The sequence below is a fragment of the Streptomyces sp. NPDC048392 genome, assembly GCF_043200575.1.
Taxonomy (GTDB): Bacteria; Actinomycetota; Actinomycetes; order Streptomycetales; family Streptomycetaceae; genus Streptomyces.
The window spans coordinates 40,325-61,433 of sequence record NZ_JBICYB010000003.1; the positions used below are offsets into that span (position 1 = coordinate 40,325).

The following is a 21,109-nucleotide window of genomic DNA, read 5'->3' on the forward strand; positions in this document are numbered from 1 at the left end:
ACCCGGGCGCCCCTTCGGGGACGCCACGCGCTCCGTCCCGTCGACAGCCCCGCGCCACGACTCGCAGGCCGCCGTGGCGCGGGGCGGTGTGGCGCAGGGCGGTGTGGCGCAGGGCGGTGTGGCGCGGGGCGGTGTGCTCCGTGCCGGTGCGGGCCGCGCGGATGAACCGACCGGGCCCGGTGGCCGGGCCGGCCGGACATCGGGCCACGTCCGGCAACCGGGGCTCGGCCGCGGACGCCCACGAACTCACGCCCGATTGCCTTCGCCGGTGACCTGTCCGCACTTCGCCGCGTTGCCCGGGTATGACCCCCACGTACTCGGCGGCCGAGAGTCGGCCCCGCGTGTTCGTACCGGTGCCCGCGGGACCGGTTCCCCCGGCCCCGCAGATCCCGGACCCGCCGATCTACCGTGAGCTGATGCGGACCTGGGCCGACGGCGGCCGCACCCTGCCGGGGCGCCACGACCCGGAGTGGGTCAGGCTCGCTGAACCCCCGCGCGGGCTCGGTGACTTCTTCGCCACGGGCGACTCCTTCGCCACCGGCGACTTCCGCGTCACCGGCGACTTCCGCGTCACCCCCGACTTCACCGCCCCCCGGGACCCGCGAGGTGACGGGCGATGACCATCCGCTGGATCTGGTTGGTGCCCTCGACGATCTGCAGCACCTTGGCCTCGCGCATGTACCGCTCGGCCGGGAAGTCGGCGGTGTAGCCGTACCCGCCGAGGATCTGCACGGCGTCGGTGGTGACCCGCATCGCCGTGTCGGTGCAGTGCAGCTTGGCCATGGCGGCCTGCTTGGCGAACGGCACTCCGGCGTCACGCAGTCGCGCCGCCGTCAGGTACAGCGCACGGCCTGCCTCGATCTGGGTCGCCATGTCGGCGAGCATGAAGCGAAGGCCCTGGAAGTCGGCGATCGGCTTGCCGAACTGCCGCCGCTCCGCCGCGTAGGACACCGCCTCGTCCAGCGCCGCCTGGGCCACGCCGATCGCACAGGCGGCGATGCCGAGCCGCCCGGATTCGAGCGCGGACAGGGCGATCGTGAAGCCCTGCCCCTCGTCCCCGAGGCGGCGGGCGTCGGGGACCCGCACGCCGTCGAGGTGGATCTGCGCGGTGGGCGAGCCCTTGAGCCCCATCTTCTTCTCCGGCACCGCGGCACTCAGCCCCTCGGCGTCGCCGGGTACCAGGAAGGCGGTGATGCCGCGCGGCCCGTCCTCCCCGGTGCGCGCCATGACGGTGTAGAAGTCGGCGATGCCGCCGTGCGTGATCCACGCCTTGGTGCCGGTGATCACCCAGTCTCCCCCGCTCTCGCGCACGGCCTTGGTGCGCAGCGAGGCGGCGTCCGAGCCGGAGCCGGGTTCGGAGAGGCAGTAGGCGCCGAGCAGGCCTCCACCGAGCATCGCGGGCAGGTGTTCGGCCTGCTGCTCCTTGGTGCCGTAGGAGGCCAGCGCGTAGGAGGCGAGCGTGTGCACGCTGACGCCGAGGCCGACGGTGAGCCGGGCCGTGGCAAGCTCCTCCAGGACCTGGAGGTAGACCTCGTACGGCTGCTCACCTCCGCCGAACTCGGCATCGTAGGGCAGTCCGAGCAGGCCGGAGCCGGAGAGGAGGGTGAAGACCTCGCGCGGGAAGCGTCCGGCGTCCTCCTCCTCGGCCGCGCTCGGGGTGATCTCGCGTTGCGCGATGTCGCGGACGAGCGAGACCAGGTCCCGTGCCTCGTCCGTGGGCAGTTGCCGGTCCACCGGCTGCGGGGCGCGGTCGGGCATGGCGACGCTCTCCTCCCTGTCGGGCACATCGGCGGACGTGCGCCTTGGGTGGAGGCGGCTCCGCCGGGTCGTTCGGCCTGGCCGATGCTCGCACTCCCGGGTCGCGGAAGCGGCTGACCAGCGGCTGTGCGCTGTGAGTATGCCCGATCGGAGGCATGGAGTCACCAGTTAACGACCGCTTACTGAAAGAAATCCCGGACGGGTCCCGAAGGGCCGGATTCCGGCTACCGGACCCGAAGATGGTCCGAACCATTGACCCACACTGGTCTAGTCCTCCTACGGTGACGCATCGAACGCGTGACCGCGTTCATGCCAATCGGCGCGCTCCCCCTTCCCCCCGAGGAGACACCTGGCGCACGTCCCGCGCTTCCCCCGCGTCCGCCCCACCCGGGCACTCTTCGCCGCCCTGTGTTCCGTCGCCCTCGGCGCCGGTCCGCCGGCCGGCACCGGCACGGCCGCGGCGCCGCACGGTGCGGAGGGGGCGGGTCCGGCTCGGGCTCCCGCCCCCTTCGTCAGGCGTCGCCCCGGCGTGCGGGGGCGGGGGCAGGGTAGGCGGGGTCCAGCTCCTCGATGGCGCGCAGGGTGCCGCCGAGCGACTTCACGAGCAGCTCGCGCATGGTCTCGCGGGACAGTTCGGGGCGGCCGATCCAGTCGAGGGTGGCGCCCTCGACACTGCACACCCAGGCCAGCAGACCCATGCGGGCCAGCGATCCGATGTCGGAGCGGCCGTACGCCCCCTCGGAGATGGTGGCGACGATGGCCTCGCGCACGCCGTCCCTGATGGCATGCACCTCGGCGTCGAAGCCGACTCCGCCGCTGACGATCGTGCGGTACGCGGCCTGGTTGTGCTCGGCGTAGCGCAGATACCCGTCGATGGAGCGGTGGACCCGGTCCACCTGCGGCAGTTCGGTGCCGCGTGCCGCGGTGGTCACCAGGCCGGCGACGGAGTCCTGGATGATCGCCAGGTAGTAGCCCCGCTTGGACTGGAAGTAGTAGTAGATCAGCCCCTTGGCGACATGCGCCTGGCGGGCGATGTCGTCCATCGAGAGCGCGTCGTACGACGTGTCGGCGAACAACCTCCGCCCGATGGCGATGAGTTCGGCGCGGCGTGCCAGCGAGCGCTCGGTGCCGCGCGCCCGGGGACGGGCGTCGGCACCTTGTTGACTGATATTCAACTTCGACCCTGGTCTCCTACGGGCGGCGGGACATCCGCAGTATGGCAGGTCGGGTCGTGGGGCGGGTCACGCCGGGTCATGTCACAGAAGGCCCAGTTGCACCACGAGCATCGCGACCACCACGACGAGGGTCCAGCCCATGACGTGCTCGAGGATCTCCGGGCCGTTGTCCTCGGGGCCGCCCGTACGGGCGCGGGGGGCGGTGGCCGTCGTGGTGTGTGTGGTCATGGCGTCTCGCCGATCTCTGGCTTCTGCTTCGGTGGCCCCCCGTGACGCTGTCCACCCTCCCACCGTGAGCGGCCTCCGCGGCCGAGAGCTTGGTCACAGCCCGGCCGGTCAGCGCACCCCCACCGCCGCGAGCGCCTTGCGCTGACTCGGACCGGGGCGGGCGGGGAAGTACAGGTAGCAGACACCGCCGGTTCCGGAGACGACCTTGCCACTGGCGTTGTACCGCTTCGTCCTGAGCCAGATGTTCTCCCATTCGCGCCGCTGGTAGACGCGGCGCACGGCGCCGTCGTCGTCCGAGGCGGGGTCGTTGGCGATCACGTCCCCGGCGGCGGTGAAGCCGATCACGGTCATCAGGTGGCCCGAGGTGCCGTACCCCGCCCCGGTCAGCTCCTTCTCCAGGAAGGACTGGGACGTTATGGCCGGGATGCCGGCGGCGATCAGCGTCTCCAGGTCGTTGAGGGAGCCGAGGCGGGTGACCACACCCTGGAGACCCTCGAACGTGGCGGCGTAGGCGGCGTTGAAGGGCCAGTTGCCGCAGCCGGCGTACTGGTGGTCGTACGTGTACCGGGCGGCGTGGCAGACCTGCGGATCGGTGTAGGAGGGGTCGACCCAGGCGAGCTGCTCCTCGGTGAGGCGGCCGCCCCAGTACTCGATGATCATCTGCGAGGAGGTGGGGCTGCACCAGGCCTCGCCGCCGTTGTCGTACTCGGGGTACTGGCCCTTGTGGATCTCCTGCGAGTAGCGCGGGACACGCAGTTCCCCGGCGTGGCGCGGAGTCGAGGCCGGCACGGTGAAGCGGTCCGGGATGTCGGAGCCCATCGCGCCGAGCCGCCAGACGGTGGGCGTGGCGCGCGTGCCGGGCCGGCGGTAAAGGGTGAGCCGGAGCCGGTAGGAGGCCAGGCGCAGACCGGTGGAGGCGTCGTCGATCGAGAAGGTGTCGGTCCAGATGCTGCTCCTGCCGTCGCCCTGGTCGTCGACCGAGGTGCGCCGGATGTCCCGCTCACCGTCACCGGCCGTCCAGCGGCCCATCACGTACCAGGGCGTGTCCGTGCCGTCCGAATAGGTGCCCTCCAGCTCGACCTGGATCCAGGTGCCGCTCGGGGTGTGCGCGTTCCAGGAGGCGATGACCTCCGTCGAGGGCACGGCGAGCCGGTGGACGGGCGAGGTCCAGGTCGCGTACTCCCAGGCGGCGGTGGTGCCGGTGTGCGGGTCCGTGTAGTCGGTGGTGCCTGCCGGGGCACCGATCACGACGCCGGGGCGGGCACCCGCGACGGGGCGGGCCCCCCGCACGGTCCCGCGCCGCCAGTCGCCGAAGGTGGTCCAGGCGCGGTAGTCGGCCGGCCGGGCGGTGGCACGGCCGGTGTCCGCGGCGCCGCCACCGGTGTCCGCGCCGGGCGCGGCTGCGGCGGCGGCCGGGAACGCGCCGCCCGCCGTGGCAGCCGCGGCCACGGCCGCGGCCAGGACGGCTCTGCGGGACGGCTGTTCGACTCTGCTCATGGGCGGGAGACCCCCAGGTGTCCGGGACGGGCGGTCCGTTGCACGGTCGTGCGCCAACTATGGCCGCACGCGTCCGCTCCTGCCAGCACTTCCGGGCACGCCGCGCCACCAATATTGGTGTCGACCAGTGGCACGCCAGGGGCGGTGCCGCGGGGGACGGGTCCGGTTAGAGTGCGAAGCGCACCTCGTCCGCCCCTCCCGCCGTACAGGATCCGCCATCCTCGACCTCGCAGCCCGGCTCCGCCGGCTTCCCCCCTCCTGCGGGCCCGTGCGTCTGGTCGGCGTCGACGGGTACGCCGGGTCCGGTAAGTCCACGTTCTCCGGACGGCTGGCGGCCGAACTGGGCGGTGCGCCGGTGCTGCACCTCGACGACGTCGCCAGCCATGACGCGCTCTTCGACTGGACCGCGCGACTGCTCGGTCAGGTGATCGAGCCCCTGCGGCGCGGGGACACCGCGCACTACGCCCCCTACGACTGGCGGACCCGGCGTTTCGGAGCGCCGCGCCCGCTGCCGCCCGCTCCGGTGATCCTGGTCGAGGGCGTCGGCGCGGGCCGCGAGGCGCTGCGGCCGCACCTGGCCGCGCTGCTCTGGATGGAACTGCCCCGGGAGCAGGCCTGGGCGCGCGGGCGGGCGCGCGACGGAGCGGAACAGCAGACGTTCTGGGACGGATGGATCCCGGCCGAGCGCCGGCACTTCGCCGAGGACCCCTCGCGCCCCTTCGCGCACCTTCTGGTGCGACAGCGCGAACAGGGGTACGAGGTGCTGCCGGGGCCCAAGGGGTCCCTCCACGAGGCCCACTTCCTCACGCAGGGTGACGGGCCCTCCGCAATGTGCTGAAGTCGTGAAGATCGCGGCCCGGTAACCCGCCGACGTGCCCCAACTGCGCTTGACCCAGAGGTCGTACAGGTCTTACGTTCTGGATGTGCGGCAGTTCGAAGCCGCCGGCAGACGCGAAGCCCCCGGTTGTTCCCCCGTGATCGGGGGCTTCGTTCTGCCCTGAGCACCTTCTGCGGCTGCTTTGCGGCGCCGCACGATCACCCTCGGTCACCGTCCGGTCGTGCGCCCCTGCCGCTCCCACCTCGCGGAACGGCCCTTCCCGCACCCTTCGGAGGAAAGACCACCGCGGGTACGATGCCCTCGGTGCGACCTACGGGAGATTGCCGCGCGCACCTGCAACTCCGGTCCGCGGTAGAGCCGTTGACCGAGACGGCCGGCGGGCGACGGCTCGGCGGCTTACCGACGGGGGCACGGTAGGTGGGGGACGTGATGGACTTCGGCGCGCAGGGCCCACAGGCCCCGGCCGAACTCGCCTGGCTGCGCGGCGTGGACGCCTACACCATGGGGGCCTATCCGCAGGCGGAGGAGGAGTTCCGGGCAGCGGTGCGCATCGATCCCACGATGGCCGACGGCTGGCTGGGACTGCACGCTCTGCGGGTGGACACGACGAACGCGCTGCTGCGCATGTTCCGCAACCGCGACCGCTTCGGCGAGCAACGGGGCCGCCATCGCCGGACGCTCAACTCCTGGTACTGGCTGGGCTGGTGGGTGCAGCCCGTGCTGGAGAACCCCCGCGACCTGCTGCTGGCGCACGCCTCGCACTGGCTGGACGGCCGGCACGTCCCGGAGCTGGACCGGGCCCTGGCCGGGCTGCCGCCCGTCGACTCCGACCCCCAGGTCCGCTTCCTGCACGCCTGCCGCGCCTATCTCGTCAAGGACTGGGAGCAGCTCGTCCGGCACACCGACCCGCTGCTGGGCGATCCTCTGCTGGGCATCGAGGCCGGCCTGTTCAGCGGCATGGCCCGGGTCCGCCTGGAGATGTACGGACAGGCCGAGCCGCTGCTGTCGGCGGCCCTCATGCGGTGCCGCAGTGAGCAGCCGCAGCGCAAGGAACTGCGCTACTGGCTGGCGCGGGCCCACGAGGGCACCGGCCGCAGCGCCGCCGCACTCCCGCTGTACCGGGCGGTGCACCGCGTCGACCCCGCCTTCATGGACACCTCGGCCCGGCTGGCCGCGATCGCCGAGGGCGACGGCTACGACGACTCCACCGACCTCGCGGGGCTCGCGCAGGCCGGTGCGGGAACGGACGGCCTGGACGGGCTCGACCCCCTCTTCGGCACCGAGGAACGCGATCTCAAGCTCTCCGCCCCGGGGTCCCCGCCGTCCGTCCCGCTGCCCCCGCTCGGCGGGCCCTCGGTGCGCGAGAAGGCGGGCGGCCCGGACCCGTCCCTGCCCAGCGGGCCCACCGACCCCGGGTTATTGGAGGAGGCGCTCGCCGAGCTGGAGCGGATGGTGGGTCTGGAGCCGGTGAAGCGTCAGGTCAAGGCCTTGTCCGCGCAGCTGAACATGGCGCGGCTGCGGGCCGGGCAGGGCCTGCCCGTCCAGCCGCCCAAACGTCACTTCGTCTTCTCCGGTCCCTCCGGCACCGGCAAGACCACCGTGGCCCGCATCCTGGGCCGCGTCTTCTACGCCCTCGGCCTGCTCGGCGGCGACCATCTGGTCGAGGCCCAGCGGGCCGATCTGGTCGGCGAGTATCTGGGCCAGACCGCGGTGAAGGCGAACGAGCTGATCGACTCCGCGCTCGGCGGGGTCCTCTTCGTCGACGAGGCGTACTCCCTGTCCAACTCCGGTTACGGCAAGGGCGACGCGTACGGCGACGAGGCGCTCCAGGTACTGCTGAAGCGGGCCGAGGACAACCGCGACCACCTGGTGGTGATCCTGGCCGGCTACCCGGAGGGCATGGACCGGCTGCTGAGCGCCAACCCCGGGCTGTCCTCGCGCTTCACCACCCGGGTGGACTTCCCGTCGTACCGGCCGCTGGAGCTGACCTCGATCGGGGAGGTGCTCGCGGCGGAGAACGGGGACGTGTGGGACGAGGAGGCGCTGGACGAGCTGCGGTCGATCGCCGGGCACGTGGTGGACCAGGGATGGATCGACGAGTTGGGGAACGGGCGGTTTCTGCGGACGCTCTACGAGAAGAGCTGTGCGTACCGGGACCTGCGGTTGTCCGTCTGTCCCGGCGGACTGACCCGGGACGATCTGGCGACGTTGCGGCTGCCGGATCTGATGCAGGCGTACGGGGAGGTGCTGTCGGGTCGGGGGCCGGGGGACCCGTCGGCTCTGTAGGCGCCGGGCACGGGTGCGGACCGGGAGCGGCCGCACCCGTGCCCGGCGCTGCGGGGTGCCTCCCCCTCGGTGGAGGCACCCCGCCCGTGGCGCGTGGCTAGGTCGCCAGGGTCACCTCGCGGTGGGCCGGGTCCCGGACCTCGCCGACCAGTAGTTCCAGTACATCCTCCAGGGCGACCAGGCCCAGCACCTTCCCGGACGCGTCCGCGACCTGGGCCAGGTGGGTTGCCGCGCGGCGCATGACCGTGAGGGCGTCGTCCAGGGGGAGTTCGGGGCGCAGGGTCGTCATCGGGCGCCACAGGTGCTGTGGGACGGCGCGGTCGGACTCCTCCAGGTCGAGGACGTCCTTGACGTGCAGGTATCCCATGAAGGCACCCTGCTCCGCCGCGATCGGGAAGCGCGAGTAGCCGGTGCGGGCGGTGAGCGCGACGATCTCCCCCGGGGTGACCGAGGGGCTGACCGTCACCAGGGACTCCCGTCCCAGGAGTACGTCCGTCACCGGTCGGGAGCCCAGTTCCAGGGCGTCCTCGAGGCGTTCCTGTTCCTCCGGGTCTAGCAGGCCGGCCTGACCGGCGTCCTCCACCAGCCGGTTGAGCTGCTCGCTGGTGAAGACGGCCTCGACCGCGTCCTTGGGCTCGACGTGGAAGATCCGCAGGATGCCCTGCGCGCAGGCGCCGAGCGCGATGGTGATCGGCCTGCACAGGCGGGCGAAGGCGACCAGGCCGGGGCTGAGCCACAGCGCGGCCTTCTCGGGGGCGGCCATCGCCAGGTTCTTCGGGACCATCTCGCCGATGACGAGGTGGCAGAAGACCACGGCGGCCAGCGCGATGACGTAGCCGAGCGGGTGGATCACCCCGTGCGGCAGGTGGAACCACTCGAAGACCGGCTCCAGCAGTTGCGCGACGGTCGGTTCGGCGACGGCACCGAGGGTCAAAGAGCAGACGGTGATGCCGAACTGGGCGGCGGCCATCATCTGCGGCAGCCGCTCCAGGCCGTACAGCACCTGCCGGGCGCGGGCGGTGCCGAGCGGTTCGATCTGGCTGCGGCGCACGGAGACGAGCGCGAACTCGGCGCAGACGAAGAAGCCGTTGGCGAGCACGAGCAGCGCGGCGAGGAGGAGTTGCAGGACGCTCATCGGGCGGCCTCCAGTACGGACACCTGCGCGGTGCGCACCAGGCGTATCCGCTCGGCGCGGTAGTGGCCGACCTGGCGGACCGAGAGCCGCCAGCCGGGCAGTTCCGCGCGGTCGCCGACGGCCGGGATACGGCCGAGCAGGTCGGCGACGAGACCGGCCACCGTCTCGTACGGGCCCTCGGGCGCCTCCAGACCCACGCGTCGCAGTGCGTCGACGCGGCAACTGCCGTCGACGTCCCAGGCCGGGCGGCCGTCCTCGGGCGGAGCGGGGGCGAGTTCGGGCACGTCGAGGCCGTCGTGCTCGTCCCGGACCTCACCGACGATCTCCTCGACGATGTCCTCCAGGGTGACGACGCCGGCCGTGCCGCCGTACTCGTCGACCACGACCGCGATGGGCTGCTCGCTGCGCAGGCGGGTGAGCAGCGGCCGTACGGGCAGGGTCTCGGGGACGAGCAGCGCCGGGCGGGCGATCCGGCCGGCGGGGGTGCGCAGCCGGTCGTGCACGGGCACCGCGAGGGCGTCCTTGAGGTGGACCATGCCGACGATCTCGTCGATCTTCTCCCGGTAGACGGGGAAGCGGGACAGACCGGTGGCGCGGGTCAGGTTGACGACGTCCTCGGCGGTGGCCGAGGAGTGCAGGGCGCTGACCTTCACACGCGGGGTCATGACGTGCTGGGCGGTCAGGTCGCCGAGCGACAGGGTCCGCACGAAGAGGTCGGCGGTGTCCTGCTCCAGGGCGCCGGCCCGGGCCGAGTGCCGGGCCAGGGAGACCAGTTCGCCGGGGGTGCGGGCGGAGGCCAGTTCTTCGGCGGGTTCGATGCCGAGCGCGCGGACCAGGCGGTTGGCCACGGTGTTGAGCACGGCGATCACCGGGTGGAAGAGCCGGGCGAAGGCGTGCTGCGGGCCGGCGACGAAGCGCGCGACCTGGAGCGGTTTCGACACCGCCCAGTTCTTGGGCACCAGCTCGCCGATCACCATCTGCACCGCCGAGGCCAGCAGCATGCCGACGACGACCGACACGCCGTTCACGGCGCCGTCGGGGACGCCGATCGCCGTGAAGGGTCCGTCCAGCAGTCGGGCGAGCGCCGGTTCGGCGAGCATGCCGACGACGAGGGAGGTGATGGTGATCCCGAGCTGGGTGCCGGAGAGCTGGAAGGACAGCTCCTTGAGGGACTCGACGACCCGGCGGGCGCGCCGGTCGCCGGCCGCGGCGGCCTGCTCGGCGTCCGGCCGTTCGACGGTCACCAGGCCGAACTCCGCCGCGACGAAGAAGCCGTTGGCGAGGATCAGCAGGAACGCGGCTGCCAGGAGCAGCAGGGGGGTGGTCATGATGCCGCCGCCTGTGGGGTGTCACAGCAGAGGGCGGCGCAGGTACTGCAGGACGGTCCGTCCATCGCCGGAGGGAGTCACTCCTCGGGTAGCAGGAACCCCCGCGCACCGGGCGGAGCGGCAGGGGTGCGGACGCGACGGCCGCGTCCTCGTTCCCAGATTAATCACGAAAAGGGCCCCCGCGGCAGGGGCGGCGGCCCCGCGTCAGTCACACGGAGTCTCGGGGAGGGCGTGGGAACGGGCCTCCACGAGGTCTCGCAGGGCGCGTGCGTCGGCGAGGGCGCGCTGCCTGGCGATGCCCGGCTGGATGCCGAGCGCGGGCAGGCTGGTGCCGTCGCTGAGGTCGAGGAAGACCCAGGGGTCGCCCTGGCGGAGGTTGACCCGGAGGATCTCGGGCCACACGAGGCGGCGCCGGGTGGTCAGGTTGACCACGGTGACGCCCGCCTCGTCGGCGACGATCCGGGGCCGGGCCAGCATGAGCAGTACGCCGGCCAGGAGGAGGGCCGTCAGCACGAAGCTGAGGCGCTCCCCGGGGCCGAGGCCGCCCAGCAGCATCCCGACCGCCGTGACGGTCGCGAAGGCGACGAGCGCGAGGACGATCAGGACGGCACGGGTGCGGCCCGGACGGAAGGTGACGGGCAGGTCCGGCGTGGTGTCGGGCATGGCATTGCTCCGGGGCGGCGGGCGGGTCAGAGCCGGCAGGCGTGGATGGCCGTGGTCAGGATCGCCCGGGCACCGATCTCGTACAGATCGTCCATGATCCGCTGGGCCTCCTTGGCCGGGACCATCGCGCGGACGGCGACCCAGCCCTCGTTGTGCAGCGGGGACACGGTCGGGGACTCCAGGCCGGGGGTGAGGGCGACGGCCTTCTCCAGCTGCTCCACCCGGCAGTCGTAGTCCATCATCACGTACGTCCGGGCCACCAGGACGCCCTGGAGGCGGCGCAGGAACTGCTGGACCTTGGGCTCGGTGGTCTCGTCGGGCTCCGCGCCCGAGCGGCGGATCACGATGGCCTCGGACTTCATGATGGGCTCGCCGAAGACCTCCAGGCCCGCGTTGCGCAGGGAGGTACCGGTCTCGACGACGTCCGCGATGACCTCGGCGACGCCCAGTTCGATGGCGGTCTCGACGGCGCCGTCCAGGTGGACGACGGAGGCGTCGACGCCCCGCTCGGCCAGGTGGGCGGCGACGATGCCCTCGTAGGAGGTGGCGACGGTCCGGCCCTTGAGGTCCGTGACGCCGTTCGCGGTGCCCGGCTTGCCGGCGAAGCGGAAGGTCGAGCGGGCGAAGCCGAGCGGCAGGATCTCCTCGGCGTCGGCGCCGGAGTCGACCAGCAGGTCGCGGCCGGTGATGCCGATGTCGAGCTTGCCGGAGGAGACGTAGATCGCGATGTCGCGGGGGCGGAGGTAGAAGAACTCGACCTCGTTGGTCGGGTCGACGATCCGCAGTTCCTTGGCCTCGCGGCGCTGCTGGTAGCCGGCCTCGTGCAGCATCTCCCCCGCGGGGCCTGACAGGGAACCCTTGTTGGGGACGGCGATGCGCAGCATGAGGTCGGCTTCCTTTGTGTGCGGGGGTGGGTGGAAGGGGAGAACGGGGCCTACAGGTGGGCGTAGACGTCGTCCAGGGAGATACCGCGGGCGACCATCATCACCTGGACGTGGTACAGCAGCTGCGAGATCTCCTCGGCGGCGGCGTCCTTGCCCTCGTGCTCGGCGGCCATCCAGACCTCCGCGGCCTCCTCGACGACCTTCTTGCCGATGGCGTGGACGCCCTTGTCGACCAGTTCGGCGGTGCGGGAGGTGGCGGGGTCGCCGTTGGCTGCCTTGTGCTGGAGCTCGGTGAACAGCTCCTCGAACGTCTTCTTGGACATGGTGGGCCCCACTTTACGCGTGTGCCGGACGGGCTAGCGCCACGGTTCGGATACTGAGCGGAGCGTGGCCGCCGTGGCGACGGCCGCGGTCACCGCCTCGTGCCCCTTGTCCTCGCTGGAACCCTCGATGCCGGCCCGGTCCAGGGCCTGCTCCTCGGTGTCGCAGGTGAGGACGCCGAAGCCGACGGGGACGCCGGTCTCGACGGAGACCTGGACCAGGCCCTGGGTCACGCCCTGGCACACGTAGTCGAAGTGCGGGGTGCCGCCGCGGATGACGACGCCGAGGGCGACGACGGCGTCGTAGCCGCGGCCCGCGAGGACCTTGGCGACCACCGGGAGCTCGAAGCTGCCGGGGACCCGGAGCAGGGTCGGCTCGTCGATCCCCAGGTCGTGCAGGGCGCGCAGGGCGCCGTCCACCAGTCCGTCCATCACCTTGTCGTGCCACTGTGCCGCCACGACGGCGACCCGCAGGTCACCCACGTTGCGTACGGACAGCTCCGGTGCACCCTTGCCGCTCACGTGTCTCCTTGAATCCCTTGCTTGCCGCGCTTACTGGTTGCCGCAGGTGGACACGGGGGTCGTGTCCAGCCAGGGCAGGTCGTGTCCCATCCGGTCCCGCTTGGTGCGCAGGTAGCGGAGGTTGTGCTCGCCGGCCTGGACGGGCATCGGCTCGCGGCCGGTGACCTCGATGCCGTGCCGGACCAGGGCGTCGCTCTTGGCCGGGTTGTTGGTCATGAGGCGCACGGTACGGACGCCGAGGTCGGCGAGGATCTGGGCGCCGGCGCCGTAGTCGCGGGCGTCGGCGGGCAGGCCGAGTTCCAGGTTGGCGTCGAGGGTGTCCCGGCCGCGCTCCTGGAGTTCGTAGGCACGCAGCTTGGACATCAGGCCGATGCCGCGCCCCTCGTGGCCGCGCAGGTAGACCACCACGCCCCGGCCCTCGGCCTGGATGCGGTCCAGGGAGGCGTCCAACTGGGGGCCGCAGTCGCAGCGCTGGGAGCCGAAGACGTCGCCGGTGAGGCACTCGGAGTGGATGCGGACGACGACGTCGGCGCCGTCGCCGATGTCGCCGTGGACGAGGGCGATGTGCTCGACGCCGTCGACCGTGGAGCGGTAGCCGTACGCCGTGAACTCGCCGTGCCTGGTGGGCAGTCGGACCTCGGCCTCGCGGCGGACGGTGGGCTCCTCGCTGCGCCGGTAGGCGATGAGGTCCTCGATGGAGATGATCGTCAGGCCGTGCTTGCGGGCGAACGGGATCAGTTCGGGCAGCCGCAGCATGCGCCCGTCCTCGCCGGCGATCTCCACGATGGCACCGGCCGGGCGCAGCCCCGCGAGGCGGGCCAGGTCGACGGCGGCCTCGGTGTGGCCGTCGCGGACGAGCACGCCGCCGGAGCGGGCCCGCAGGGGGAAGACGTGCCCGGGGCGGACCAGGTCGGTGGGCTCGGCGGTGCCGCTCGCCAGGAGCCGGAGGGTGGTGGCGCGGTCCGGGGCGGAGATGCCGGTGCTGACGCCGTGCGCGGCGGTGGCGTCCACGGAGACGGTGAAGGCCGTCTTCATCGACTCGGTGTTGTCGTCGACCATCTGCGGGAGCCGGAGCCGGTCCAGTTCCTCGCCTTCCATGGGGGCACAGATCAGGCCGCGGCACTCGCTCATCATGAAGGCGACGATCTCCTCGGTCGCCTTCTCGGCGGCGATGACGAGGTCGCCCTCGTTCTCGCGGTTCTCGTCGTCGACGACCACGACCGGGCGGCCGGCCGCGATGTCGGCGACGGCCTGTCCGACGGGGTCGAGGGAAAGGTCGTCGATTCCGTCGGGGCTGTAGAGGACGGGTGCCGTGCTCATGCGGGCGCTCCTTCCGGGACGGGCCGTGCCGCGTCGCGCGAGCGCAGCCACCAGTCGCGCAGGCCCCACAGGACGAGCGCGCCGTAGAGGACGTAGACGAAGCCGGAGAAGGCGAAGCCGTTGGCGAAGTTCAGCGGGACGCCGACCAGGTCGACGAGCAGCCAGGCGAACCAGAACTCGACCATGCCGCGCGCCTGGGCGTACATGGCGACGACGGTGCCGACGAAGATGTACGCGTCCGGCCAGGGGTCCCAGGACAGGGTCGGGAAGGCGGTGAACAGGCCGCCGACCGCGAGGGTGCCGAGGGCGGCGGCGCCGAGCAGCGCGCCGCGTTCGCGCCAGGTGGCGAACCGTACGGCGATGGAGCCGTCCTGGGTCTGCCGCCGGCCGCGGTTCCACTGCCAGAAGCCCCAGGTGGCGACGACCATGACGACGATCTGCTTGCCGGCGCTGCCGGAGAGGTGGGCGGTGGCGAAGGCCGCGAAGAGGACGAGTCCGGAGACGAACTGCACGGGCCAGGTCCAGATCGAGCGCCGCCAGCCGAGCGCGAGGCCGAGCAGACCGATCACGTTGCCGATCATGTCCGACCACTTGATGTGCTGGTCGAAGAGGGTGAACGCCTGGGAGTTGAGCCAGTTCACCGGGTGCCCCCCTGGGCGCCGAGCAGCCGCTCGACGTACTTGGCGATGACGTCGACCTCGAGGTTGACCGGATCGCCGGGCTGTTTGATGCCCAGAGTGGTCAGGGCGAGGGTGGTGGGGATGAGGCTGACGGTGAAGAAGTCGGGGCCCGCCTCGACGACGGTGAGGCTGATCCCGTCGACGGTGATGGAGCCCTTCTCCACGACGTAGCGGGCGAGGTCGGCGGGCAGGGAGATCCTGACGATCTCCCAGTGTTCGGAGGGCTTGCGCTCCAGGATCTCGCCGGTGCCGTCGACGTGCCCCTGCACGATGTGCCCGCCGAGCCGGGCGCCGACGGCGGTGGGGCGCTCCAGGTTGACGCGGGAGCCGACGGCGAGGACGCCGAGGCTGGAGCGGTTCAGCGTCTCGGCCATCACGTCGGCGGTGAACTCGTCGCCCTCGTGATCGACGACCGTGAGGCAGACGCCGTTGACGGCGACGGAGTCGCCGTGCCGTGCCCCCTCGGTGACCGCGGGGCCGCGCAGACGGAAGCGACAGGCGTCGTCGAGGGTCTCGACGGCGGTGATCTCGCCCAGCTCTTCGACGATTCCGGTGAACACTTCCCGGGTCCTCCTGCCTCTTCGGGCACGGACTCCGGGGCTGTCGGAACGACAGAGACCGCGAGCGAGGACACCGGGAACGCCACCGGACGGGACCCGCCCGTGACGGGCGCGTCCAGAGATCGGCGGCGCGCACCTGTGCTCGCCCGCCGCGCACTGCCTCCCATCCGGACTTTAACCGTCGGTCCAGGAATTTCACCTGGTCAACCGGCCGCTGGAGGCGACCGGGTCGCGGACTGTAACCGCCGGTTCGGACTTTCACCGACCCCGGAGTGCGCTGCTTCTGGTACACGGCCAGTGTGCCACGACTGATCGCGGTCCATGCGGACGGACCGTGTGGAGTGGCTCACAGAACGCTCCCGGGCGGCGGGCCGTGCCACGGGCGGCCGGCCGGGCGGCCTCCGAGCCGCCGAGCCGCCGAGCCGCCCCGAGATTGGTCCATACCTATTGACTCAGTGGTCTAGTCCTCTCTAGGGTCTGCGCAACTTCCGTGGAGAGGAACCGACTGTGCCTTCCCCCTCACGCCCCAGAACCGGCCGCAGAGCCGGTCCGGCCCTGTTCGCGGCCGCCGCCGTCGCCGGCCTGCTGCTCGCCGGTCTACCGGCGACCGCGTCCCAAGCCGCCGGCCAGGAGTCCTGCCGTCCCGACGGCCTCTACGAGACTCCAGGCGTGGACGTCCCGTACTGCTCGGTCTACGACTCCGCGGGCCGGGAGAAGATGGGCGTCGACCACCCGCGCCGGGTGATCGGGTACTTCACCGGCTGGCGCACGGGCAAGGACGGCAAGCCGGCGTACCTGGCCTCGGACATCCCGTGGGACAGGATCACCCACATCAACTACGCCTTCGCGCACGTGGACGGCGGCAACAGGCTCTCGGTCGGCTCGGACGGCGCGGCGAACCCGGCGACCGGCATGACGTGGCCCGGGGTCGAGGGTGCCGAGATGGACCCGGGTCTCCCCTACAAGGGCCACTTCAATGTGCTCAACAAGTTCAAGAAGCAGCACCCGGACGTCAAGACGATGATCTCGGTGGGCGGCTGGGCCGAGACGGGCGGCTATTTCGCGGACGACGGCACACGGGTGGACTCGGGCGGCTTCTACTCGATGGCCACCCACGCCGACGGCTCGGTCAACCGGGCCGGGATCGACACCTTCGCCGACTCGGCGGTCGACTTCGTGCGCGAGTACGGCTTCAACGGCGTCGACATCGACTACGAGTACCCGACGACGATGAAGGACGCGGGCAATCCGCTCGACCGGTCCTTCGCGAACGGCCGCCGGGCCGGGCTGGCCGAGGGCTACGCGGCGCTGATGAAGACGCTGCGCGAGAGACTCGACCGCGCGGGCGCCGCGGACGGCAGGCACTACCTCCTCTCCGTCGCCGCGCCGTCCTCCGGTTACCTGCTGCGCGGCATGGAGACCTTCCAGGTCCAGAAGTACCTGGACTACGTCAACATCATGTCGTACGACCTGCACGGCGCCTGGAACGAGTACGTCGGCCCGAACGCCTCCCTCTTCGACGACGGCAAGGACGCGGAACTCGCCTCGGCGGGTGTGTACACCACCTCCCAGTACGGCGGTGTCGGCTACCTCAACACCGACTGGGCATACCACTACTTCCGCGGCTCGATGCCCGCCGGACGCATCAACATCGGGCTCCCCTACTACACGCGGGGCTTCAAGAACGTCACCGGCGGCACCGACGGGCTCTGGGGCAGGGCACCCGCCACGGACTGCCCGGCGGGCTCGGGCCTGACCAAGTGCGGTGACGGCGCGGTCGGCATCGACAATCTGTGGCACGACCTCGACGCCGACGGCAAGGAGTCGCCCGCGGGTTCCAACCCGATGTGGCACGCCAAGAACCTGGAGAAGGGCATCGTCGGCGACTACGTCACCGACTACGGCTTCCCGGCCGGCACGAAGCTGACCGGGACCTACGCCCGCAGGTACGACGCCACGCTGGTCGCGCCCTGGCTGTGGAACGCCGAGAAGAAGGTCTTCCTGTCGACCGAGGACGAGCAGTCGGTGAAGGCCAAGGCGGACTACGTCGCCGACCGCGGCATCGGCGGCACGATGATCTGGGAGCTGGCCGGCGACTACGCCTGGGACGCGGGCAAGGACCAGTACGTGCCGGGTTCGACGCTGACCGACACGATGTACCGGACGTTCAGGTCGGCCGGACCGTACGGCGCGAAGCGGGCCACGACCGACATGCCGAGCGAGGCGCTGGACATCGACGTGGAGTTCGGGCAGTTCCCGCTCGGTGACTCCAACTATCCGATCAGCCCCGAGCTGAAGATCACCAACAACACGGAAACGGCCCTGCCCGGCGGCACGGAGTTCCGGTTCGACTACGCCACGTCCGCCCCCGGCAATGCCAAGGACCAGTCCGGCTGGGGCACTTCGGTGATCCGCAGCGACCACACGGGCGACAACGCGGGTGGCCTGAAGGGCGACTACCACCGGGTTTCGCTGAAGCTGCCGGCCTGGCAGTCGCTGGCGCCGGGCGCCTCCACCACGGTGGACTTCGTGTACTACCTGCCGGTGTCGACGCCGTCGAACTGGACGGTGACGTTCGGCGGGAAGACGTACGCCCTCGCGGGTGACCTCGCCCGGGGCACGACCGTGGTGGAACCGGGAACGCAGACACCGGACCCCACCCCGGCGCCCACGGGCACGCAGTCCCCGGGCCCGGGCCCCAGCCCGACGGACGGCACCGGGCAGTGCACCGTCCCGGCCTGGGACGCGGCCACGGCGTACGGCGGCGCCACCACGGTCTCCCACCGTGAGCACACGTGGAAGTCCAGGTGGTGGACGAAGGGCGAGGAGCCCGGAACCACCGGTGAATGGGGAGTCTGGCAGGACCTCGGCGCCTGCTGACCCCCGGCGAGACGGGCCCGGCGGCGGTGACGAAGGCCCTTGCCCGCCGCCGGGTCGCCTGACCGCACCCTGCCGGGCTCTGGCAGGGTGCGGTCATGACCACCGCGACCGACAGGGGCTGAACAGCATGACGACGATCCTGGTGACCGGCGGCACCGGCACGCTCGGCCGGCTCGTCACCGAACGGCTGCTCACCGCCGGGCACGAGGTGCGGGTGCTCAGCCGGCACAGCCGGCCGTACGCCGTCGACCTGCGCGAGGGCGGCAGCGGGCTCGACGCGGCACTCGCCGGCGCCGACGCGGTCGTGCACTGCGCGACCACGCAGCGCGGCGGGGACGAGCGCTCGGCCGCGAACCTCGTCGCGGCGGCGCGGCGGGCCGGGGTCGCTCACCTGGTCTACATCTCGATCGTCGGCGTCGACCGGGTGCCGCTCGGCTACTACCGGACCAAGCTCGCCGTCGAGCGGCTGGTGGAGGAGTCGGGCCTCGGGTGGACGGTGCTGCGCGCGACCCAGTTCCACGACCTGGTGGTGCGGATGCTGCGGGTTCTGGCCAAGGCACCGGTCGCGGTGCTGCCCGCCCATGTCTGCGACCAGCCGGTGGAGGTGGCGGAGGTCGCGGACCGGATCGTGGAACTGGCCGTCGGCGCGCCCGCCGGGCGGGTGGCGGACCTGGGGGGTCCCGAGGTGCGCACCGTCGAGTCCCTGGCCCGCGCGTATCTGGGCGTGACGGGTCGTCGGCGGGCCGTGGTGAACGTGCCGCTCGCGGGGAAGACCTACCGCGCGTTCCGCGAGGGCGGGCATCTGGCGCCCGGGCACGCGGTCGGCGAGAAGACGTTCGAGGAGTATCTGGCGGTGCGGTTCGGCGACGGGGAGAGCGGGCGGCGCGCATGAGCAGACGGGCATGGCTGCGGGCGGGCCTGGGACTGCTCGCGGGCGGCCAGGCGGTGCTGGGGCTGTGGATCCTGCTGCTGCCCGAGCTGTTCTGGAAGTGGCGCTGGGTGTCGCACCTGCCGCCCTACAACGAGCATCTGCTCCGTGACTTCGGCGGTGCGAGCCTCGCGCTCGCCGTGGTGCTGTGCGCGGCGGTGGCCGCGATGGAACGCCGCCTGGTGCTGACGGCCCTGGTGGCCTACCTGGTCTCCTCCGTCACCCACCTCCTCTTCCACGCCCGGCACCTGGAGCCCCTGTCGGCGGCGAGCGGGGCCGGCTTCCTGGCCCTGCTGGGAACGGCGGTGCTGCTGCCGGCCGTACTGGTGTGGCTGGCGGCGGACGAGACGGCCTTCCGTGAGCCGGGCCCCGCGGAGCGGAGAACCGCGCCCTGAGCGAGTGTCGCGGGACGCCGAGGGCAACGAACGTCCCGGCGGCGCGCCCACCGAACGCTGCCCCGCCCCCGGTCCGCGCCGCGTCCGGCCTCCGGCGCACGCGCCCGGCACGGGTGCGCGAGCCGCCCCGGCCGACGCGCCGCGGACCCCGGCTCCGGCGGTGCGAACGGTCCGCTCCGGGCAAGCGGGGCGGACCCGGGGCGCTCCTGCGAGGCCCTTCCTCCGCCGCGGCCCGGCGGTCGGACGGCCGCCCCGGGCCCACAGGACGTCGGCTTCCCGGCACCCGGGGGCCGGCCGCGCCCGTCCCCGGCCTCCCCGGACAGCGCGGCTGGGTCCTGTCGTCGAACTCGCGTCGTCGCCCGGAGGGTGGCCCCGCGGCGTCGGATGCGTGCTCTCGGCGTGCCGGGTCCCGGGCCTCGTACCGGATGTACCCGGGTCGGGGCCCGGTACGGCGGGAGTGCGCGCATGACGCCGCCGGGCGGACGGGAGTTCGACGACAGGGCCTAGCGTTCCGGTGGTGCGAAGAGTTCGTCCTGGGCGCGGTCGCGGGCGGTCAGCAGTGCCCCGCGCAGTACCGCGCCGCCGCCCAGGGTGCTGGGGCGGACCTCGGTGGCGAGCGGGGACATCCGGGTGAGGCGGTGCTGGACGCGGTCGGCGAGCGCGTCGGCGCCTGCCCGGCCGACCTCGCCGGCGAGCACCAGGCAGCCTGGGTCGAGGACGGAGACCACGGCGGCGGCACCGAGGACGACGCGGTCGGCGAGCGCGTCGAGGAACCGCTCGGCGGCCGGGTCGCCGCCGCCCGCCGACCGGCGTACCGCTTCCCGGACCAGCGTGGCGGCGTGCGGCTCGGGTCCGGCGGACCGTGCCGCCACGCCGTGCTCCGCCGCGAGGGCGGTCACCGCCGCCGACCCGGCCACGGAGTGGAAGCCGCCGTCGCAGTCGGTGGCGGAGGGGAGGCCCGCGGCGCCGGGGACCGGCATGAAGCCGATCTCCCCCGCGCCGCCGGAGACCCCCCGGCGCAGTGCGCCGTCGAGGACGACGGCGGCGCCGATGCCGAGGCCGAGCCACAGGAGGACGAAGGTGTCCCGGTCGCGGGCGGCCCCGCCGCGCTGCTCGGCCAGGGCGGCGAGGTTGGTCTCGTTCTCGACGCCGACGCGCGCCCCGGGGAACTTCTCCTGGAGCGCGGCCATCAGCCGGCGGTGCCATTCGGGCAGTCCGGTGGTGTCGCGGAGTTCCCCGCCGGCCGGGTCGATCAGGCCGGGCGCGCCGATGGCGACGGTGTGCAGCCGGTCGGCGCCGGCCTCCTTCGCCGCGCTCTCCACCAGGCTCACCGCCTGCTCCACCGCCGGCCCGGTGCCGCTGTGGTCGTCGATCGGCACGGAGGCCTCGGCGAGCACCCGGCCCAGCAGGTCGGAGACGAGCACGGCGACGCCCTCGGTGCGCACGTCGAGGGCGGCGAGATGGGCGCGCTCGGCGACGATGCCGTACAGCTTGGCGTTCGGTCCCCGGCGCTGTTCGCCCGACTCCCCCGCCACCTCGATCAGCCCGGCGGCGGCGAGGCGTTCGACGAGGTCGGCGACGGTGGGCCGGGACAGGCCGGTCAGCTGCTTCAACTGCCCTGCCGTCAACGGCCCCTCCGCCTGGAGCAGGTCGAGGGCGAGCCGGTCGTTGACGGCCCGGGCGGTGCTCGGGGATGCGGGCATGCCGGGATC

20 protein-coding genes and 1 riboswitch are annotated in these 21,109 nt (G+C 72.5%); of the genes, 6 read left to right on the forward strand and 14 right to left on the reverse strand.

The window, feature by feature from the left end:
* Positions 1 to 302: 302 nt before the first annotated feature.
* On the forward strand, positions 303 to 620 hold the full coding sequence (locus ACGFYH_RS06390; protein ID WP_393801987.1) for a hypothetical protein: 318 nt from the start codon (positions 303 to 305) through the stop codon (positions 618 to 620).
* Here the strand turns inward: ACGFYH_RS06390 and ACGFYH_RS06395 are convergent.
* The 4 genes from ACGFYH_RS06395 to ACGFYH_RS06410 all read right to left on the reverse strand — a co-directional run bounded on the left by ACGFYH_RS06395 (position 583) and on the right by ACGFYH_RS06410 (position 4,658).
* Complete coding sequence (locus ACGFYH_RS06395; protein WP_393801988.1) at positions 583 to 1,758, reverse strand: acyl-CoA dehydrogenase family protein; 1,176 nt, start codon at positions 1,756 to 1,758, stop codon at positions 583 to 585. The two genes, ACGFYH_RS06390 and ACGFYH_RS06395, sit on opposite strands and share 38 nt — an antisense overlap.
* A gap of 512 nt (positions 1,759 to 2,270) precedes the next feature.
* Entirely contained in the window at positions 2,271 to 2,933 is a 663-nt protein-coding gene (locus tag ACGFYH_RS06400; RefSeq protein WP_393801989.1) for a TetR/AcrR family transcriptional regulator, read from the reverse strand.
* 81 nt (positions 2,934 to 3,014) lie between these two features.
* Positions 3,015 to 3,161, reverse strand: coding sequence for an SCO1431 family membrane protein (locus ACGFYH_RS06405; protein ID WP_393801990.1), 147 nt, complete (start codon positions 3,159 to 3,161; stop codon positions 3,015 to 3,017).
* A 108-nt stretch (positions 3,162 to 3,269) separates the two neighbouring features.
* The gene (locus ACGFYH_RS06410) at positions 3,270 to 4,658 is read right to left on the reverse strand and encodes a peptidase C39 family protein (protein WP_393801991.1); all 1,389 of its coding nucleotides are present in this window, start codon (positions 4,656 to 4,658) and stop codon (positions 3,270 to 3,272) included.
* A 268-nt stretch (positions 4,659 to 4,926) separates the two neighbouring features.
* Between ACGFYH_RS06410 and ACGFYH_RS06415 the strand changes: the two genes are divergently transcribed.
* Together ACGFYH_RS06415 and ACGFYH_RS06420 are read left to right on the forward strand one after the other, a co-directional pair.
* A complete protein-coding gene (locus tag ACGFYH_RS06415; RefSeq protein ID WP_393801992.1) occupies positions 4,927 to 5,496 on the forward strand; it encodes a uridine kinase in 570 nt (189 codons plus the stop codon).
* Between the two features lie 429 nt (positions 5,497 to 5,925).
* Positions 5,926 to 7,782 carry an AAA family ATPase gene (locus tag ACGFYH_RS06420; protein WP_393802298.1) on the forward strand — a complete coding sequence of 619 codons (1,857 nt, stop codon included), beginning with the start codon at positions 5,926 to 5,928 and terminating at the stop codon, positions 7,780 to 7,782.
* 97 nt (positions 7,783 to 7,879) lie between these two features.
* Here the strand turns inward: ACGFYH_RS06420 and ACGFYH_RS06425 are convergent, their stop codons facing one another.
* From ACGFYH_RS06425 to ACGFYH_RS06465, 9 genes are all read right to left on the reverse strand, one after another.
* Entirely contained in the window at positions 7,880 to 8,917 is a 1,038-nt protein-coding gene (locus tag ACGFYH_RS06425; RefSeq protein ID WP_393801993.1) for a hemolysin family protein, read from the reverse strand.
* Positions 8,914 to 10,245, reverse strand: a complete 1,332-nt coding sequence (locus tag ACGFYH_RS06430) for a hemolysin family protein (protein ID WP_393801994.1) — start codon at positions 10,243 to 10,245, stop codon at positions 8,914 to 8,916. Before ACGFYH_RS06430 ends, ACGFYH_RS06425 begins: the two co-directional genes overlap by 4 nt.
* Positions 10,246 to 10,449: 204 nt before the next feature.
* Complete coding sequence (locus tag ACGFYH_RS06435) at positions 10,450 to 10,908, reverse strand: PH domain-containing protein (RefSeq protein ID WP_393801995.1); 459 nt, start codon at positions 10,906 to 10,908, stop codon at positions 10,450 to 10,452.
* A 26-nt stretch (positions 10,909 to 10,934) separates the two neighbouring features.
* Entirely contained in the window at positions 10,935 to 11,792 is an 858-nt protein-coding gene (gene hisG / locus ACGFYH_RS06440) for an ATP phosphoribosyltransferase (RefSeq protein WP_393801996.1), read from the reverse strand.
* A 50-nt stretch (positions 11,793 to 11,842) separates the two neighbouring features.
* The gene (locus ACGFYH_RS06445) at positions 11,843 to 12,115 is read right to left on the reverse strand and encodes a phosphoribosyl-ATP diphosphatase (RefSeq protein WP_007447430.1); all 273 of its coding nucleotides are present in this window, start codon (positions 12,113 to 12,115) and stop codon (positions 11,843 to 11,845) included.
* A 33-nt stretch (positions 12,116 to 12,148) separates the two neighbouring features.
* Positions 12,149 to 12,634 carry a 6,7-dimethyl-8-ribityllumazine synthase gene (gene ribH / locus ACGFYH_RS06450; RefSeq protein ID WP_393801997.1) on the reverse strand — a complete coding sequence of 162 codons (486 nt, stop codon included), beginning with the start codon at positions 12,632 to 12,634 and terminating at the stop codon, positions 12,149 to 12,151.
* A gap of 30 nt (positions 12,635 to 12,664) precedes the next feature.
* Positions 12,665 to 13,954, reverse strand: a complete 1,290-nt coding sequence (locus ACGFYH_RS06455) for a bifunctional 3,4-dihydroxy-2-butanone-4-phosphate synthase/GTP cyclohydrolase II (protein ID WP_393801998.1) — start codon at positions 13,952 to 13,954, stop codon at positions 12,665 to 12,667.
* Complete coding sequence (locus ACGFYH_RS06460) at positions 13,951 to 14,595, reverse strand: nicotinamide riboside transporter PnuC (protein WP_393801999.1); 645 nt, start codon at positions 14,593 to 14,595, stop codon at positions 13,951 to 13,953. Before ACGFYH_RS06460 ends, ACGFYH_RS06455 begins: the two co-directional genes overlap by 4 nt.
* Positions 14,592 to 15,194, reverse strand: a complete 603-nt coding sequence (locus ACGFYH_RS06465) for a riboflavin synthase (protein ID WP_393802000.1) — start codon at positions 15,192 to 15,194, stop codon at positions 14,592 to 14,594. The genes ACGFYH_RS06460 and ACGFYH_RS06465 overlap by 4 nt, the downstream gene beginning before the upstream one ends.
* 149 nt (positions 15,195 to 15,343) lie before the next feature.
* Positions 15,344 to 15,474: riboswitch (FMN riboswitch) on the reverse strand.
* Between the two features lie 227 nt (positions 15,475 to 15,701).
* Between ACGFYH_RS06465 and ACGFYH_RS06470 the strand changes: the two genes are divergently transcribed.
* From ACGFYH_RS06470 to ACGFYH_RS06480, 3 genes are all read left to right on the forward strand, one after another.
* Positions 15,702 to 18,074 (forward strand): chitinase C-terminal domain-containing protein, encoded by a 2,373-nt coding sequence (locus ACGFYH_RS06470; protein ID WP_393802001.1) that lies wholly within the window; start codon positions 15,702 to 15,704, stop codon positions 18,072 to 18,074.
* 127 nt (positions 18,075 to 18,201) lie between these two features.
* On the forward strand, positions 18,202 to 18,966 hold the full coding sequence (locus ACGFYH_RS06475; protein ID WP_393802002.1) for an SDR family oxidoreductase: 765 nt from the start codon (positions 18,202 to 18,204) through the stop codon (positions 18,964 to 18,966).
* On the forward strand, positions 18,963 to 19,397 hold the full coding sequence (locus ACGFYH_RS06480) for a hypothetical protein (RefSeq protein WP_393802003.1): 435 nt from the start codon (positions 18,963 to 18,965) through the stop codon (positions 19,395 to 19,397). The genes ACGFYH_RS06475 and ACGFYH_RS06480 overlap by 4 nt, the downstream gene beginning before the upstream one ends.
* A 503-nt stretch (positions 19,398 to 19,900) precedes the next feature.
* Here the strand turns inward: ACGFYH_RS06480 and ACGFYH_RS06485 are convergent.
* The gene (locus ACGFYH_RS06485) at positions 19,901 to 21,100 is read right to left on the reverse strand and encodes an ROK family transcriptional regulator (protein ID WP_393802004.1); all 1,200 of its coding nucleotides are present in this window, start codon (positions 21,098 to 21,100) and stop codon (positions 19,901 to 19,903) included.
* Positions 21,101 to 21,109 lie beyond the last annotated feature (9 nt).

What these genes read in the sequence shown, in the direction of transcription:
- ACGFYH_RS06475 (WP_393802002.1), top strand. Translation starts at nt 18,202, where the DNA reads ATGACGACGATCCTGGTGACCGGCGGCACCGGCACGCTCGGCCGGCTC.
- ACGFYH_RS06420 (WP_393802298.1), top strand. Translation starts at nt 5,926, where the DNA reads ATGGACTTCGGCGCGCAGGGCCCACAGGCCCCGGCCGAACTCGCCTGG.
- ACGFYH_RS06425 (WP_393801993.1), bottom strand. Translation starts at nt 8,917, where the DNA reads ATGAGCGTCCTGCAACTCCTCCTCGCCGCGCTGCTCGTGCTCGCCAAC.
- ACGFYH_RS06455 (WP_393801998.1), bottom strand. Translation starts at nt 13,954, where the DNA reads ATGAGCACGGCACCCGTCCTCTACAGCCCCGACGGAATCGACGACCTT.
- ACGFYH_RS06395 (WP_393801988.1), bottom strand. Translation starts at nt 1,758, where the DNA reads ATGCCCGACCGCGCCCCGCAGCCGGTGGACCGGCAACTGCCCACGGAC.
- ACGFYH_RS06480 (WP_393802003.1), top strand. Translation starts at nt 18,963, where the DNA reads ATGAGCAGACGGGCATGGCTGCGGGCGGGCCTGGGACTGCTCGCGGGC.
- ACGFYH_RS06445 (WP_007447430.1), bottom strand. Translation starts at nt 12,115, where the DNA reads ATGTCCAAGAAGACGTTCGAGGAGCTGTTCACCGAGCTCCAGCACAAG.
- ACGFYH_RS06390 (WP_393801987.1), top strand. Translation starts at nt 303, where the DNA reads ATGACCCCCACGTACTCGGCGGCCGAGAGTCGGCCCCGCGTGTTCGTA.
- hisG (WP_393801996.1), bottom strand. Translation starts at nt 11,792, where the DNA reads ATGCTGCGCATCGCCGTCCCCAACAAGGGTTCCCTGTCAGGCCCCGCG.
- ACGFYH_RS06410 (WP_393801991.1), bottom strand. Translation starts at nt 4,658, where the DNA reads ATGAGCAGAGTCGAACAGCCGTCCCGCAGAGCCGTCCTGGCCGCGGCC.
- ACGFYH_RS06435 (WP_393801995.1), bottom strand. Translation starts at nt 10,908, where the DNA reads ATGCCCGACACCACGCCGGACCTGCCCGTCACCTTCCGTCCGGGCCGC.
- ACGFYH_RS06405 (WP_393801990.1), bottom strand. Translation starts at nt 3,161, where the DNA reads ATGACCACACACACCACGACGGCCACCGCCCCCCGCGCCCGTACGGGC.
- ACGFYH_RS06430 (WP_393801994.1), bottom strand. Translation starts at nt 10,245, where the DNA reads ATGACCACCCCCCTGCTGCTCCTGGCAGCCGCGTTCCTGCTGATCCTC.
- ACGFYH_RS06485 (WP_393802004.1), bottom strand. Translation starts at nt 21,100, where the DNA reads ATGCCCGCATCCCCGAGCACCGCCCGGGCCGTCAACGACCGGCTCGCC.